At 65.4% G+C, this 15,283-nt stretch carries 17 protein-coding genes and 2 tRNA genes; 15 read left to right on the top strand and 4 right to left on the bottom strand.

All coding sequences use genetic code 11. The annotated features are described in order from the left end of the window. Positions 1 to 123 precede the first annotated feature (123 nt). From yegS to ACCQ05_RS19145, 9 genes are all read left to right on the top strand, one after another. Positions 124 to 1,053 (top strand): lipid kinase YegS, encoded by a 930-nt coding sequence (yegS, locus tag ACCQ05_RS19185; RefSeq protein ID WP_372392130.1) that lies wholly within the window; start codon positions 124 to 126, stop codon positions 1,051 to 1,053. 237 nt (positions 1,054 to 1,290) lie between these two features. Then, complete coding sequence (gene trpE / locus ACCQ05_RS19180; RefSeq protein WP_372392128.1) at positions 1,291 to 2,766, top strand: anthranilate synthase component I; 1,476 nt, start codon at positions 1,291 to 1,293, stop codon at positions 2,764 to 2,766. Then, entirely contained in the window at positions 2,766 to 3,827 is a 1,062-nt protein-coding gene (locus ACCQ05_RS19175; protein ID WP_372392126.1) for a threonine aldolase family protein, read from the top strand. The genes trpE and ACCQ05_RS19175 overlap by 1 nt, the downstream gene beginning before the upstream one ends. A 31-nt stretch (positions 3,828 to 3,858) precedes the next feature. After that, entirely contained in the window at positions 3,859 to 4,620 is a 762-nt protein-coding gene (locus ACCQ05_RS19170; RefSeq protein WP_372392125.1) for an SIMPL domain-containing protein, read from the top strand. A gap of 10 nt (positions 4,621 to 4,630) precedes the next feature. Next, positions 4,631 to 5,209, top strand: coding sequence for an anthranilate synthase component II (locus ACCQ05_RS19165; RefSeq protein ID WP_104541699.1), 579 nt, complete (start codon positions 4,631 to 4,633; stop codon positions 5,207 to 5,209). A 169-nt stretch (positions 5,210 to 5,378) separates the two neighbouring features. Further along, positions 5,379 to 6,011: a flavin reductase family protein gene (locus ACCQ05_RS19160; RefSeq protein ID WP_372392124.1), complete on the top strand. Its 633-nt coding sequence runs from the start codon at positions 5,379 to 5,381 to the stop codon at positions 6,009 to 6,011. A gap of 120 nt (positions 6,012 to 6,131) precedes the next feature. After that, entirely contained in the window at positions 6,132 to 7,169 is a 1,038-nt protein-coding gene (gene trpD / locus ACCQ05_RS19155; RefSeq protein ID WP_372392122.1) for an anthranilate phosphoribosyltransferase, read from the top strand. A 135-nt stretch (positions 7,170 to 7,304) separates the two neighbouring features. Further along, positions 7,305 to 8,102, top strand: a complete 798-nt coding sequence (gene trpC, locus ACCQ05_RS19150; RefSeq protein WP_104541693.1) for an indole-3-glycerol phosphate synthase TrpC — start codon at positions 7,305 to 7,307, stop codon at positions 8,100 to 8,102. Beyond that, a complete protein-coding gene (locus ACCQ05_RS19145; RefSeq protein ID WP_228964865.1) occupies positions 8,095 to 8,811 on the top strand; it encodes a haloacid dehalogenase-like hydrolase in 717 nt (238 codons plus the stop codon). Before trpC ends, ACCQ05_RS19145 begins: the two co-directional genes overlap by 8 nt. Before the next feature lie 366 nt (positions 8,812 to 9,177). Here the strand turns inward: ACCQ05_RS19145 and crp are convergent, their stop codons facing one another. Next, positions 9,178 to 9,870: a cAMP-activated global transcriptional regulator CRP gene (gene crp, locus ACCQ05_RS19140; RefSeq protein ID WP_372392119.1), complete on the bottom strand. Its 693-nt coding sequence runs from the start codon at positions 9,868 to 9,870 to the stop codon at positions 9,178 to 9,180. Between the two features lie 137 nt (positions 9,871 to 10,007). Here crp and speD point away from each other — a divergent pair, with 137 nt between their 5' ends. Next, positions 10,008 to 10,802 carry an adenosylmethionine decarboxylase gene (gene speD / locus ACCQ05_RS19135; protein ID WP_007967854.1) on the top strand — a complete coding sequence of 265 codons (795 nt, stop codon included), beginning with the start codon at positions 10,008 to 10,010 and terminating at the stop codon, positions 10,800 to 10,802. Between the two features lie 162 nt (positions 10,803 to 10,964). Beyond that, positions 10,965 to 11,279 carry a DMT family transporter gene (locus tag ACCQ05_RS19130; RefSeq protein ID WP_104541689.1) on the top strand — a complete coding sequence of 105 codons (315 nt, stop codon included), beginning with the start codon at positions 10,965 to 10,967 and terminating at the stop codon, positions 11,277 to 11,279. A gap of 496 nt (positions 11,280 to 11,775) precedes the next feature. Here the strand turns inward: ACCQ05_RS19130 and coq7 are convergent, their stop codons facing one another. After that, on the bottom strand, positions 11,776 to 12,429 hold the full coding sequence (gene coq7, locus ACCQ05_RS19125; RefSeq protein WP_372392118.1) for a 2-polyprenyl-3-methyl-6-methoxy-1,4-benzoquinone monooxygenase: 654 nt from the start codon (positions 12,427 to 12,429) through the stop codon (positions 11,776 to 11,778). A gap of 181 nt (positions 12,430 to 12,610) precedes the next feature. Between coq7 and rplM the strand changes: the two genes are divergently transcribed. Further along, positions 12,611 to 13,039, top strand: a complete 429-nt coding sequence (gene rplM, locus ACCQ05_RS19120; protein WP_016902424.1) for a 50S ribosomal protein L13 — start codon at positions 12,611 to 12,613, stop codon at positions 13,037 to 13,039. A 2-nt stretch (positions 13,040 to 13,041) separates the two neighbouring features. After that, positions 13,042 to 13,434, top strand: a complete 393-nt coding sequence (rpsI, locus tag ACCQ05_RS19115) for a 30S ribosomal protein S9 (protein ID WP_005990700.1) — start codon at positions 13,042 to 13,044, stop codon at positions 13,432 to 13,434. A 476-nt stretch (positions 13,435 to 13,910) separates the two neighbouring features. Here rpsI and ACCQ05_RS19110 read toward each other — a convergent pair. Beyond that, positions 13,911 to 13,985: transfer RNA gene (locus ACCQ05_RS19110), tRNA-Gln, on the bottom strand. Positions 13,986 to 14,038: 53 nt separating this feature from the next. Then, positions 14,039 to 14,115 (bottom strand) — tRNA-Met (locus ACCQ05_RS19105). 118 nt (positions 14,116 to 14,233) lie between these two features. On the opposite strand from ACCQ05_RS19105, the gene ACCQ05_RS19100 reads away from it, so the two are divergent. Then, the gene (locus ACCQ05_RS19100; RefSeq protein WP_372392117.1) at positions 14,234 to 14,851 is read left to right on the top strand and encodes an RNA pyrophosphohydrolase; all 618 of its coding nucleotides are present in this window, start codon (positions 14,234 to 14,236) and stop codon (positions 14,849 to 14,851) included. A 79-nt stretch (positions 14,852 to 14,930) separates the two neighbouring features. Beyond that, the gene (locus ACCQ05_RS19095) at positions 14,931 to 15,137 is read left to right on the top strand and encodes a (2Fe-2S)-binding protein (protein ID WP_228964862.1); all 207 of its coding nucleotides are present in this window, start codon (positions 14,931 to 14,933) and stop codon (positions 15,135 to 15,137) included. Positions 15,138 to 15,283: the final 146 nt, after the last annotated feature.

The following is a 15,283-nucleotide window of genomic DNA, read 5'->3' as shown; positions in this document are numbered from 1 at the left end:
CTTCCATGCTCCTGGTCGGCGATGACACGGGCATGACAACCCGCCAGATGTGCGTATTCACGATTCACCCATCGACCCGCTGCTAGCCTCTGACCACCCCCATCCCCACCATCGGCAGTGCGCATGGCCCCGTCCCACTGGCGATTGATCCTCAACGGCAAGTCCACCGACAACGAGGACCTGCGCCAGGCGGTCGGCCGCCTGCGCAAGCGTGGCATCCTGCTGGAGGTGCGGGTGACCTGGGAAGAGGGCGACGCCGAGCGTTATGTTGCCGAAGCGGTGGCCGACGGCGTGCACACCGTGGTGGCCGCCGGCGGCGATGGCACCCTGAGCGAGGTGGCCGCCGCGCTCGCCCATCGCCAGGGCGACGCCGCCACGCTGCCCTCGCTGGGTCTGGTACCGCTGGGCACCGCCAACGACTTCGCCACGGCCGCGAACATCCCCATCGAACCGCTCGACGCGCTCGACCTGATCGCCAGCCGTCCGGCGCAGGCGATCGACCTGCTGCGCCTGGACACCGCGCACGGGCCACACTGGTGCGCCAACATCGCCAGCGGTGGGTTCGGCACCCAGGTCACCGTGGAAACCGACGAAGGCCTGAAGAAGATGCTCGGCGGGCTGGCCTACCTGATCACCGGCATGTCGCGGCTGGGCCGGATCGACCCGATCAGCGCACGCTTCAGCGGCCCGGACTTCGGCTGGGAAGGCGAGTTCATCGCGCTCGGCCTGGGCAACGGCCGCCAGGCCGGCGGCGGCCAGGCGCTGTGCCCGGACGCGCTGATCGACGACGGCCTGCTCGACGTCACCATCGTGCCCGCACTCAACGGCGAGGTGGCCGCCACGCTCGGCACCCTGGTGACCAGCGGCAAGCAGGCTGCGCTCGAACGTGTGGCCGTGCGCGCCCGGCTGCCGTGGCTGGAGATCGCCTCGCATCAGCCGCTCACGCTGAACCTGGACGGCGAACCGGAAACCGCATTGCAGTTCCGCATCGACTGCGTGCCGGCGCGGTTGCGGATGCATCTGCCTGAGCATTGCCCGCTGCTGGGTGGATGAGGCTGGGAATCGGGAATCGGGAATCGCAAAGGCGCAAGCGCTGCGCTGCGCTTCGCGCCATCGCGGTTGAGTGGGGTTGTTTGGTGCCGGCTGCTGCCCTGGGCGTGCAGTTGCGCTACAGTAGCCCTGTGTCCCGCCTGACGACCCCACGCTCCTTCTCTTCCGCTCGCCGCTGGTGGCGATGGTGGCCCGTTGCCGTCGTCCGCCCCGCCACAGAGTCCCGGAAGGAAAGTCGTCTTGATCACTGCAGAGCAGTTCCAGCGCCAGGCCGCTGAAGGCCACACCCGTATCCCCGTTGTCCGCGAAGTGCTGTCCGACCTGGACACGCCACTGTCGGTCTATCTGAAGCTCGCCGACGGCGCCTACACCTATCTGTTCGAATCGGTCGAAGGCGGTGAGCGCTTCGGCCGTTACTCCATCATCGGCCTGCCGGCGCGGCGCGTGTACAGCTTCCGCGGCCACACGCTGGAGGTCAGCGAACACGGCGAAGTCATCGAAACCCGCGACGTCGCCGACCCCCTGGCCGAGGTGGATGCACTGCGTGCCGAGCATTCGGTGCCGCAACTCGACGGCCTGCCCGGCTTCACCGGCGGGCTGGTCGGCTGGTTCGGCTTCGAGTGCATCCAGTACATCGAGCCGCGCCTGGGCAGCGGCGACAAGCCCGACGAACTGGGCACGCCCGACATCCTGCTGATGCTCTCCGAAGAGCTGGCGGTGTTCGACAACCTCAAGGGGCGGCTGTACCTGATCGTACATGCCGACCCGCGCCAGCCGCAGGCCTATGTACGCGCCAACCGGCGCCTGGACGAACTGGCGCATCGCCTGCGTCAGGGCGGCGCGGGATACCCGCAGGCGCAGATCTCCGATGCCATTGACGAAGCCGATTTCCATTCCTCGTTCACCCGCGAGGAATATCACGCGGTGGTGCGCAAGGCACAGGAATACGTGCGCGCCGGCGACATCTTCCAGGTGGTGCCTTCGCAACGCCTGCGCGTGCCGTTCCGTGCGCGCCCGGTGGATGTGTACCGCGCGCTGCGTGCGTTGAATCCTTCGCCGTACATGTACTTCCTTGATGTCGGCGGCACGCAAGTCGTCGGTTCTTCGCCGGAAATCCTGGCGCGGCTGCGCGATGGCGTGGTCACCGTGCGTCCCATCGCCGGCACCCGCCCGCGCGGCGCCACGCCGGAGCTGGACAAGGCGCTGGAAGAAGAATTGCTGGCCGACCCGAAAGAACGCGCCGAGCACGTGATGTTGATCGACCTGGGCCGCAACGACGTCGGTCGCGTGGCCGAACCGGGCACGGTCAAGGTGGGCGAGCAGTTCGTGATCGAGCGCTATAGCCACGTCATGCACATCGTCAGCGAGGTCACCGGCACGCTCAAGGCCGGGCTCAATTACAGCGACGTGTTACGCGCCACTTTCCCGGCCGGCACCGTCAGCGGCGCACCCAAGATCCGCGCGCTGGAAATCATCCGCGAGCTGGAGCCGGTCAAGCGCAACGTGTATTCGGGCGCAGTCGGCTACATCGGCTGGCATGGCGACGCCGATACCGCCATCGCCATCCGCACTGCGGTGATCCAGGACGGTTACCTGTACGTGCAGGCCGGCGGCGGCGTGGTCTACGACTCCGACCCCGACCTGGAATGGCAGGAAACGATGAACAAAGGCCGCGCGCTGTTTCGCGCCGTGGCTCAGGCCGCCAAGGGGCTGTGATGGACGGGCAGGGCAGCGCTGCGCGCATCGGTTTTCGTAACGACTACAGCGAAGGCGCGCATCCGCGTGTGCTGCAGGCGATCGTGCAGGCCAGTGCCGAGCAGAATGCCGGCTATGGCACCGATCGGCATAGCGAACGTGCAGCCGCACTGATCCGCGATGCCATCGCGCAACCGCAGGCCGCCGTGCATCTGCTGGTGGGCGGCACACAGACCAACCTGATTGCGATCAGCGCATTCCTGCGCCCGCATCAGGCGGTGATTGCGGTCGAAGCCGGGCATATCGCCACGCACGAAACCGGCGCCATCGAAGCCACCGGCCACAAGGTGCTCACCGTGCCGGCGTTGCACGACAAGCTGACGCCGGCCTTGATCGCGCCGGTGCTTGCGGTGCACGGCAACGAGCACATGGTGCAGCCGCGGCTGGTCTATCTCTCCAACAGCACCGAGAGCGGCACCATCTACACCCGTGCCGAACTCGAAGCCTTGTCGCGTTTCTGTCGCGCACACGATCTGCTGCTGTATCTGGACGGTGCGCGGCTGGGCGCCGCGCTGACTGCCAACGGCAACGATCTGGATCTGCCGACCATTGCCGCCCTCACCGATGCGTTCTACATCGGCGGCACCAAGAACGGTGCGTTGCTCGGCGAGGCCTTGGTCGTGATCCATCCTGACCTGCAGGCCGACCTGCGCTACCTCATCAAGCAACGCGGCGCGCTGCTGGCCAAGGGTATGGTGCTCGGCGCGCAGTTCGCCACCCTGTTCGAAGACGGCTTGTTCTTCGAACTGGCCGCGCACGCCAATGCCATGGCGCAGCGCCTGCGCGCCGGCCTGCTGGCCGCGGGCGTGGAGTTCGCCAGCGACTCGCCGACCAATCAGCAATTCATCGCCGTCACCGCCCAGCACGCCGAGCAACTCGCACGCCGCTACGACTTCGAACGCTGGGAAACGCGCAGCGATGGCCGGCTGGTCATTCGCTTCGTGACCTCGTGGGCGACCACGGCCGATGCTGTCGATCGTCTGTGCGCGGATATTGCCGCGCTTCATCACTGCATACCGTAAGTATGCGCATCAATCATCAGGGGAATAATAGATGAAGCAGGTCGCTCGTTGGATGCTGGCCGCGTTGTTTGCATCGCCGTTGCTTGCGACGGCACAGGTTAATAGCCTGCCGTCGCAGCCACATCTACTGGTAAAGGGGCAGGCCGAGCGTGAGGTGATCCCTGATCGCTTCACCGTCAAACTGGCGCTGGAAGCGACCAATCAATCGCCCGATCTGGCACGCACGCGTGTGCAGACTGATGCCGCATCGGTCTTGACGGCATTTGCGCAACACAATGCGCTAAGCCAGAGCGTGCAGGCGTCTACTTTGTCAGTAGAGCCTGAATATCAGTACGAGGACGATCGCAAGATCTTTAAGGGCACCAAGGTGGAGCGCACCTTGTCTGCCGACTTCTCGACGTTGGACGATGTGCGTCAGTTTCTGGCTGGTTTGAAGACCTCCCAGTCGTTGCAGGTGTCCGGAATAGTTCCGGCCTATACCAAGGAAGCCGAAGTACGTGCTGAACTCAAGCGTGAAGCGGTCGAGCGTACGCGTAGCTCCGCGCGCCAGCTGGCCAGCGCTTACGGCGTGTCGTTAGGCGGGCTATATACGATTTCCGAGGTCGCGCCCAACTTTGCTTATGGGATCCAGGCAGGTACCTGGCAAAACGAGCGCCGAAATTCGGCGTATTCCAATTCGCTAGATGCTGTCCAGGTGAGTGGTGCCCAGCGAGCGCGGACGGCAGAGTCGCTCGAAGCCGGCAGCCTCACCCTTACCGAAAACATCTATGCGGTCTTCCTGATCGCGCAATGAGTCCTTTGCCATGCTGCTGATGCTCGATAATTACGATAGCTTCACCTACAACCTCGTGCAGTATTTGCAGGCGCTGGGCGCCGAGGTCACGGTGGTGCGCAACGATGCGATGAGCGTCGATCAGATCGCCGCGCTCAGGCCCGAGCGCATCGTGATCTCGCCCGGCCCCTGCACGCCCAACGAGGCCGGTATCTCGTTGCAGCTGATCGAACGGCTGGGCCAGACCACGCCCATCCTGGGCGTGTGCCTGGGGCATCAGAGCATCGGCCAGGTGTATGGCGGCGATGTGATCCGTGCCGGCAACATCATGCATGGCAAGACCTCGCCGATCCGCCATGAAGGAAAAGGCGTGTTCGCCGGCCTGCCGGACAGCTACGAGGCCACGCGCTACCACTCGCTGGTGGTGGACAAGACCACCTTGCCGGAGGCATTGGAAGTCACCGCCTGGACCGAGAATCCGGATGGCTCCATCGAAGAGATCATGGGCCTGCGCCATCGCCAGTTCCCGGTGGAAGGCGTGCAGTTCCATCCCGAGTCCATCCTCACCCAGCACGGCCACGCCCTGCTGAAAAACTTCCTGGAGCGCTGATCGCGATGGTGTATGCAGCTGCCAGCCACGGCGATGCAGCGTCCGGTCGTGTCGATGCAATGAAGACCGGCGACCGTGCCGCCGGCACATCGCCGCGTCGAATGCTGCGCCGGCGGCGAATGACCATGTCGCTACCGTCTCGGACGTTGGTGCCAGGATCCGCATCCCCATGAGCACGTTCGACGACAGCATCCATTTCTATGAGCCGGCCCAGGGCCACGGGCTGCCGCACGACCCCTTCAATGCCATCGTCGGCCCGCGTCCGATCGGCTGGATCGGTTCGCGCAGCGCCGACGGCGTGGTCAACCTGGCGCCCTACAGCTTCTTCAACGCGTTCAACTACACCCCGCCGATCGTGGGGTTCGCCAGCATCGGCCGCAAGGACAGCCTGCGCAATATCGAGGCCACCGGCGAGTTCACCTGGAACCTGGCCACGCGCCCGTTGGCCGAGGCGATGAATGCCAGCGCGGCGATGGTGCCGGCCCAGGTCGACGAATTCGTGCTGGCAGGCCTGCAGGCCGCACCGTCGCGGCTGATCGATGTGCCGCGCGTCGCGGCGAGCCCGGTCAGTTTCGAATGCCGGCTGAGCCAGCTGGTGCCGCTGCAGACCGCAGCCGGCGAATCGATCCAGACCTGGCTGGTGCTGGGCGAGGTGATCGGCGTGCATCTGGCGCGCGCTGCGCTGCAGGACGGGGTCTACGATCCGGCCGCCGTGCAGACCATCCTGCGGGCCGGTGGTCCGGCCGATTATTTCGAAGTGCTGCCGCAGGCGCGCTTCCGGATGCGGCGCCCGGGCCAATGAATCGGTTGGCAGGGTTCGCATTTGTCCATGCCTGCAGCGCACGGCGCGCACGGGTCACCGGCGCGATCTGATCCACTGCCGCACGCAGCTTTCCTCCTTCACGCTCTCCACGGTCGCCCCATGCCCATCACCCCGCAAGAAGCACTGCAGCGCACCATCGAACACCGCGAAATCTTCCATGACGAAATGGTCGAGCTGATGCGGCAGATCATGCGTGGCGAGGTCTCGGACATGATGGTCGCCGCCATCCTCACCGGGCTGCGCGTCAAGAAGGAGACCATCGGCGAGATCGCCGGCGCCGCCACCGTGATGCGCGAGTTCTCGCGCCGCGTGGAGGTGAACGATCGCCGGCACATGGTGGATATCGTCGGCACCGGCGGCGATGGCTCGCACACCTTCAACATCTCCACCTGCGCGATGTTCGTGGCCGCCGCTGCCGGCGCCAAGGTGGCCAAGCACGGCAATCGCAGTGTCTCGTCCAAGTCCGGCAGCGCCGATGCGCTGGAGGCGCTGGGCGCGGTGATCGAGTTGCAACCCGAGCAGGTGGCCGCATCGCTGGCGCAGACCGGCATCGGCTTCATGTATGCGCCGGTGCATCACCCGGCCATGAAGGTGGTAGCGCCGGTGCGGCGCGAAATGGGCGTGCGCACCATCTTCAATATCCTCGGCCCGCTGACCAACCCGGCCGGCTCGCCCAACATCCTGATGGGCGTGTTCCATCCGGACCTGGTCGGCATCCAGGCGCGCGTGCTGCAGGAGCTGGGCGCCGAGCGCGCATTGGTGGTGTGGGGGCGCGATGGCATGGACGAGCTCTCGCTCGGCGCCGGCACATTGGTCGGCGAACTGCGCGATGGCCAGGTGCGCGAGTACGAAGTGCACCCGGAAGATTTCGGCATCGCGATGTCGGCCAGCCGCAACCTCAAGGTGGCCGATGCGGCCGAATCGCGCACGATGCTGCTGCAGGTGCTGGACAACATCCCCGGCCCGGCGCTGGACATCGTCGCGCTCAACGCCGGCGCCGCGCTGTATGTGGCCGGTGTGGCCGACAGCATCGCCGACGGTGTCGCGCGCGCGCGCGCCGTGCTGGCCGATGGCTCGGCCCGCGCCAGGCTGGAGGCCTATGTGGCCTTCACCCGCCAGATCGCCGTGCAGCCGTGATCGCGTGCTACCGCAAAGGTCAGGTCTACGGCCACATCCTTGCCATCCACCGGGTACGCCGCATGCGCCGGCGCACCAGCGCAGCGCGCCGTGGCCTTCTTGACCGATAATGCCGGCCCGCCAGGACCCCATACGATGAGCGACATCCTCAACACCATCCTTGCCCGCAAGGCCGAAGAAGTCGCCGAGCGCAGCGCGCGCGTGCCGCTGGCCGAGCTGGTCGCGCGCTGCGCGGATCTGCCGCCTACCCGCGGCTTTGCCGCGGCCATGCAGGCCAGCATCGCGGCCGGCGATGCGGCGGTGATCGCCGAAGTGAAGAAGGCCAGCCCGTCCAAGGGCGTGATCCGGCCCGATTTCCACCCCGCCGATATCGCGGTCAGCTACGAATTCGGCGGCGCCAGCTGCCTGTCGGTGCTGACCGACGTGGACTTCTTCCAGGGTGCCGATGCCTATCTGCGGCAGGCACGCGATGCCTGCACGCTGCCGGTGCTGCGCAAGGATTTCACCGTGGACCCTTACCAGGTCTACGAAGCGCGTGCGCTCGGGGCCGACTGCATCCTGCTGATCGTCTCGGCACTGGAAGATGCGCAGCTGGCCGAGCTGTCCGGCCTGGCCATGCAACTGGAGCTGGACGTGCTGGTGGAAGTGCACGATATCGACGAGCTCGAGCGCGCGGTACAGGTCCCGGTGCCGCTGATCGGCATCAACAACCGCAACCTGCGCACCTTCGAGGTCTCGCTGCAGACCACGCTGGACATGCGCGCGGCGGTGCCGCGCGACCGCATCCTGGTCACCGAAAGCGGCATCGTTACCCCCGACGACGTGCAATTGATGCGCCGCAACGGTGTGAACGCGTTTCTGGTCGGCGAGACCTTCATGCGCGCAGCCGAGCCGGGCGAGTCCTTGCGTCAGCTATTCTTTGCGCATGACTGACTCGTTTCCCGCCCCGCGCGAAGACGCACCGCTGGTGGTCTTCGACTTCGATCACACCCTGTACGACGGCGACTCCGGCAGCCATCTGTTTGCCTGGTTGATCAAGCGCAACCCGTTGCGCCTGCTGGTGGCGCTGCTGGCCTCCCCGGTCCTGGGCCCGATGGTGGCCATGCTGCCCACCCGCCGCCGCGGCGTGTCCGGCTATGTCTGGATTGCCACCTTCGGCCTGCACCGCGCGCGCGAATTCAATCGTTTCATCGATGCCTACGTGCTCAAGCATGAGGCGCAGATCCGTCAGCGCCTGCTGCCGCATGCGCTGAAGGTGTTCACCGAACATCGTGCCGCGGGCGACCGCGTGGTGGTCGCCACCGGCGCACCGCCCGAGCTGGCGCGCGCCATCCTCGGCTTCGTGGCCCATCAGGACGTGCCGGTGATCGGCAGCCTGGTCGGCCCGCGCCTGGGCGCGGTCACTGCGCGGCGCCACTGCCACAACGAAGAAAAGATGCGCATGTTGCGCGAGCGCGGCTATGCCGATATCGCCATCGCCTATTCGGACAGCACCGCGGACCTGCCGCTGCTGAAGGCGGCGCGCGCACCGGTGGTGGTCAATCCCAAGGCCAATCGCGAAGACCTGTTCCGCCAGGTGCTGCCGGCCGGCACGCCGATCCTCAACTGGGGTTGCCGCGACCGTGGTGGCAAGGCGCTCTAGTCCGCCCGGACGCCTCGAGCGGGCGTAAGCGAAGACAGCGCCGCGATACGCTCGGGTGTCGCAGCGGGCGCAAGTGCCGCCATCGGCAAGCCAGCGCAAGCGGCGACATGGCCGCTGCACGACGGTCGGCGCGTGCCTGCCCACTGGCCGGCCACCACGCGCGGTGGCCCCGGTCGGCGGGCAGGAATGGCACGTCCCGCAGAACTCGTTCGCCCGCCGCGTATCTGTCCGCCCACGGGAGGTAGCTGGGCTTGGACGTGTAGGCGGGCCACGGCCACGCCTGTGCCTGGGTGGCACCTTCCAGGCGCGACTGCGATCAAGCAAACGGTCGATGCGGCAGCCGCATCGACCGTTGGTCTTCAGCCGTCAGCGCGTGCCGTACAGCACGACGGTCTTGCCGCGTGCGTGCAGCAGGCCGTCGGCCTGCAGCTTCTTGAGCACGCGGCCGGCCATTTCGCGCGAGCAACCGACCAGGCGTGCCAGCTCCTGCCGCGACACGCGCAGCTGGGTGCCCTGCGGGTGGCTCATCGCCTCGGGCTCCTTGGACAGATCGTGCAGGGTGCGCACGATGCGGTCGGTCACGTCCAGGAAGGCCAGTCGGCTGGCTTTCCTGGTGGTGTCGAGCAGTCGTTTTGAAAGCTGAACGCCGAGCGCGTAGAGAATCCGCGGGGCGTCCGGCGACAGGCTGGTCTGAAACAGCTGCTGCAGACGCTCGTAGCTGATCTCTGCCAGCTCGTACTGGGTGCGGGTGCGCAGGATCACTTCGCGGGTATCGGATTCGATGAACAACCCCATCTCGCCGACGAACTCGCCGCTGCCGAAGTAGCCCAGCACCAACTCACGATCGTCATCTTCCTCGGCAATGATGCTCACCGAGCCGCTGATCACGTAGTAGAGGGTGCCGGCCGGGTCTCCGGGCCGGAACACATCGGTCCGGGTCGGATAGCGCCTGCGGTGGCTGTGGGCCAGAAAACGCTCGATCGTGCCTGCGTCCAGCGCCAGCGAGGGGGTAGCGTTACGTACCGTCGTAGTCACAACCGTCGTGTTTCCTGGGCTCATGGTAGTTCCGCGTGTAATTCCTGAAGCTTAACGGCATGAGTCATGCAAGGTAAACCATTCTCAATGACGGCATTTCGTTGCTGGGATCTTTGGCTCATAATTGACTCCTTTCCCGCCTTCCAAAAGGACAGACCGACGTGGTCAAGCCGTTGCCTCGCCTGAGGCTACAGGGGTTCAACAACCTCACCAAGGCGTTGAGCTTCAACATCTACGACGTCTGTTACGCGCGTACCGAAGAGGAGCGTCAGCGCTACATCGAGTACATCGACGAGCAGTACGACGCCGACCGGCTGACGCAGATCCTGACCGATGTGGCTGAGATCATCGGCGCCAACATCCTCAATATCGCACGCCAGGACTACGATCCACAGGGTGCGTCGGTGACGATCCTGATCTCCGAAGAGCCGGTGATCGACAAGAAGCAGGCCGGCAAGGAGCTGATCTCCGATGCCGTAGTTGCCCATATGGATAAGAGTCATATCACTGTCCATACATACCCGGAGACGCATCCGCAGGAAGGTATCGCCACCTTCCGTGCCGACATCGACGTTGCCACCTGTGGCGTGATCTCGCCGCTGAAGGCGCTGAACTACCTGATCGAAAGCCTGGAGTCGGACATCGTGATCATGGACTACCGCGTCCGTGGCTTCACGCGTGATGTGAAGGGCAAGAAGCACTACATCGATCACAAGATCAACTCGATCCAGCAGTTCCTGGCCAAGAACGTCAAGTCGCGTTACGAGATGTTCGATGTGAACGTCTATCAGGAAAACATCTTCCATACCAAGATGCACTTGAAGGACTTCGATCTGGACCAATATCTGTTCGAAGAGCGCGCCAAGAACCTCTCGTTCAAGGAGCGCATGAAGATCGAGACGCTGCTCAAGCGCGAGATCGAAGAGCTGTTCCACGGACGCAACCTGAGCGAATAAGCGCAGCTGACGTTCTGGCCCGCCTGCTCGCAGGCGTGCCCAACATGCAAGGCGGGACGGCCCGCCACGCGATGACCTCGCGTTCCACAGCCGACGGCGGCCCAGTGTGCAGACACTGGGTCGCTTTTTTTTTGTCCGTTTTTTCTGTCGAGGAGTACCGCAATGCCCTGGATCTATCTGCTATTGGCCGGCCTGTTCGAAATCGGCTTCGCCATGGGCCTGAAATACAGCGACGGCTTTACGCGGCTGTGGCCCACCGTGCTCACGGTTGGCCTGGCCGGTATCAGCCTGTGGCTGCTGACCCAGGCGTTGAAGACCATCCCGGTGGGTACTGGCTATGCGATCTGGACCGGCATTGGCGCATTGGGCGTGACCATCGCCGGCATCGCCCTGTTCGGCGATAGCGCCTCGTGGTCGCGCCTGGCCTGCATCGGGCTGATCGTGGCGGGTGTGATCGGCTTGAAGCTGGTCGGTTAGTCGGCCCCGCTGTGCGGGCCTGCTCCCCCAGTTTGCTGCGCAAACCTGGGGCCCCGGCTGCGCGGCACCCTGAGCCCCGCCTTCGGCCGTGGCCGCGCCCGCCAGGCGGTTTGCTTCGCGAACCGTGGGCCCCGATTCCTTGGCACCCCTAATCCCCCCCCAATCGACACGCCCGCTTACAAAGGGGCTCTACCCCAGGGGGTGATAGGCGGGGGGCGGGGGCGACATGGGGTTGAGGCGAGTGTGTTCCTCGGTTTCACTGGCTCCCAGGCCGAATGTGGCCCGCCGCTGTCCTGCGCTGCAGCCTGGACGCCTTTGGTGCCGTGCCGGACAGAGCTGTGTTTCCGGCTGTCTGCCTGGATATCGTCAGCAGGCGTGCAGTCACTTTCAGCCTGCGCCTTACCGGCTTTCACCCTGGTGCGTGCGCAGGTTGGTTGCCGGGCTTGAGCGCTTGCAGCCCGCAGCCGATTCCCCACTCCCGATTCCCGATTCCCGGCTACAGCCGATAGGCCACCGTCTTCATCAGCCTGGAGGCCAGGGCCATGGCGCTGGGGATCGGGGGTGGCAGGATGCGGGCACCGGCCTGTTCTGCGTGGTCGGCGTGGCGGGCTTCGTCGATCTTCATCACGCGCAGGATGGCGCGGCTGCGCTGATCGATCTCCGGCAGGGTTTCCAGGTGCTCGTCCAGGTGGGCTTCCACCTGGCGCTCGGTTTCCACCACGAAGCCCAGGCTCCAGTCGTCGCCGCGCAGCCCGGCCAGGGCGCCGAGCGCGTAGCTGCCGGCATACCAGAGCGGGTTGAAAAGGCTGGGGCGGCTGTCCAGCTCGTGCAGGCGGTCGGCGCACCAGGCCAGGTGGTCGGTCTCTTCCTGCGCCGCTTCGAGCAGGTGCTGTTGGGTATGCGCGTCGCGGGCGACCGCGGCCTGGCCGAAGTACAGGCCCTGCGCGCAGACCTCGCCGACGTGGTTGATGCGCATCAGCCCGGCGGCGTGCGCACGCTGCGGGGCCGTCAAGTCGGCGTCCGGGGTGTCGGCAGCGGGGTTGGGGCGCTGCGCCGGCGGGTTGCCGAACACCGTCTCCAGCGCGCGCTGGGCTTCGATCAGCAGCCGGTCGAGCGGGTTCTGCTGTCGGATAGGGGAGGTCTGGGTCATGTCCGGATTCTGGCCTTCGACCGTGCCGCTGCCAACCGCCAGCCGCTGCCTGGTCGGGCAACTTGCGCCGCCCCGGGCCGTCCCGTACAATCCCGCCTCTTCTGTTTCGCCTTCACAACGCGTGGCAAAGTTCCAGCGGTCATTGCCGCTGCAATCCGCCCGACCACTCAAGAGTTTTCTCATGACTACGTTCACCGCCAAGTCCGAGACCGTCCAGCGCGACTGGTATCTCGTCGACGCCGCCGGCAAGACGCTCGGCCGTCTGTCCACCGAACTGGCCCGCCGCCTGCGCGGCAAGCACAAGCCGGTCTATACCCCTCACGTCGATACCGGCGATTACCTGGTGGTGATCAACGCCGAGAAGATCGTCGTCACGGGCAACAAGCTGAAAGACAAGAAGTATCACCGCTTCACCGGCTACATCGGTAACCTCAAGACCGAGAGCCTGGAGCAGGCGCTGGAGCGCCACCCGGAGCGCGTGATCGAAATCGCCGTCAAGGGCATGCTGCCGAAGGGCCCCCTGGGCCGCACCATGTACCGCAAGCTCAAGGTCTATTCGGGTGCCGAGCATCCGCACGCCGCCCAGCAGCCGCAAGTTCTGGATATCTAATCATGGCTATCACGCAAAACTACGGCACTGGCCGCCGCAAGTCCTCCACCGCTCGCGTGTTCCTGCGCAAGGGCACTGGCAAGATCACTGTCAACGACCGTCCGCTGGACGAGTTTTTCGGCCGTGAGACTGCGCGCATGATCGTGCGTCAGCCGCTGGAGCTCACCAAGAACACCGAAAGCTTCGACATCCTGGTCACCGCGTCCGGCGGCGGCACCACCGGCCAGGCCGGTGCGATCCGTCTGGGCATCGCCCGTGCGCTGGTCGAGTACGACGAAACCCTGAAGTCCGAGCTGCGCAAGGCCGGCTTCATGACCCGCGACGCCCGTGAAGTCGAGCGTAAGAAGGTCGGTCTGCACAAGGCCCGTCGCGCGACCCAGTTCTCCAAGCGCTGATCCATCGCGTTTGGTGCGTCCCGGTTCGCCGGGATGCCTGCTTCAAAAGCCCGGCCATGCCGGGCTTTTGTCGTTTTGGGGCTTGCGGTGCATCCTGCGCTCGGGTCGCCACCGGCAGGGCAGCCAGGTGGCGTCATGCCGATGGCGTGTGGGCGGCAATGACGTTGCGGGCGGGATGGATCGGGAATTGAGGGCGGCATCGCTCGCGGGTGCCGTTGAGCTGCTGGCGCCGGATGCGCCTCACGGCGTGGTGGGCGCTGCTGTCCGGGCTGCAGTTGCGCCAATGGCGGGCCTTCGGTGCGTGGCGTTGGTTCGATGCGAGGACTATCCGCTCGCACGGTCGCGCAATGCCTGTCCGGGCAGCGCCTGAACGGTGGTGGATGCAGTAGGGCGCCCGTGGCGCCGTGATCCGATCGGCCGGGGTGGGGCCGCTTGCAACAAAAAAGGCCCGATCTTTCGATCGGGCCTTTGGTGTCTGGCTGCCCCGGATGGATTCGAACCACCGAATGCCTGAGTCAGAGTCAGGTGCCTTACCGCTTGGCGACGGGGCAATAAAAACTGTGCTGTCCCGAAGTATCGCATGCCTGTGCAGGCCTGGATACCGTGGTGGCTATGGGTGGACTCGAACCACCGACCCCAGCATTATGAGTGCTGTGCTCTAACCGGCTGAGCTACATAGCCTAGGGAGCCGGCAATTCTCACGATGCATGCGTGTGTTGTCAAGCGTTTCGTTTTCAGCTTGTGAGCCGGGCGTCGCCGTGGCAGAGTCGGTGACAGTAGATTTTCAGGAGTCCGCATCGTGATCGATCCGGACGGTTTCCGGCCAAACGTCGGCATCGTGCTGATGCGCAAGGACGGTCAGGTGTTCTGGGCACGTCGTGTGCGCAGGGACGGCTGGCAGTTCCCGCAAGGTGGCATGAACACCGACGAGACCCCCGTGGAAGCCATGTACCGCGAGTTGCGCGAAGAAACCGGGTTGTTGCCTGAGCATGTGCAATTGCTCGGTGCCACCCCCGGATGGCTACGCTATCGCCTGCCAAGCCGTGCGGTGCGTCGCAACGAGCGGCAGGTGTGCATCGGGCAGAAGCAGGTGTGGTTCCTGTTGCAGTTCACCGGCGACGACTCCCATCTCAGGCTCGACCATACCGATACGCCCGAGTTCGATCACTGGCGCTGGGTGGATTTTTGGTACCCGGTCGAGCATGTGGTGATGTTCAAGCGCGGCGTCTACGCGCGTGCGCTGCGTCATCTGGCGCCGCTGGCGCAGAATCTGGCAGGGCCGGCAGCGGTGGGAGTGATGCCGCAGCGTGCGCTGGAAGCCTGGCTGCCGGGCAGCAGCGCAGCCGGTCACGACAGCCCGCGCAAGCGTCCACGCAAGCGGGGCGGCCCTCGGCAGGTGCGGATTAATAATGATTAACGTTTGGAATTGACACCCATTCTCGTTTGCGGTGCAATCAGCACCGGTCCTCTCCGGATCGCCAGCACCGACCGATACCGTGTACGTCTGCATCTGTAATGGGGTCACCGACCACCAGATCCGCGAAGCGGCCGAAAACGGCTGCGCCAGCCTGGCCGAGCTGACCATGCGGACCGGTTGCGGGTCCAACTGCGGTTCCTGCCTGGACATGGCGGCCGACCTGCTGAGCCAGGCACACGCCACGCGCGCAGTGCCGCTGCCGTTGCTCGGGCTGGCCGCTGCCTGAGGCGCCGCCTCGCACAGCGTGAGGCGCGTTCGTTGCGGTGTGGCGTTACCCGCGACGACGATCCAAGACTTGCGCCACCCGGCGTCTCCGTCGAACTGCTATGCCGATGCTGGCACCATGGTTATGCCCTACCTGTCATCTCCCTC

This window comes from Xanthomonas sp. NCPPB 3582 (genome assembly GCF_041475735.2).
GTDB lineage: Bacteria > Pseudomonadota > Gammaproteobacteria > Xanthomonadales > Xanthomonadaceae > Xanthomonas > Xanthomonas codiaei.
This window is presented reverse-complemented; position numbering and strand designations above follow the sequence as displayed.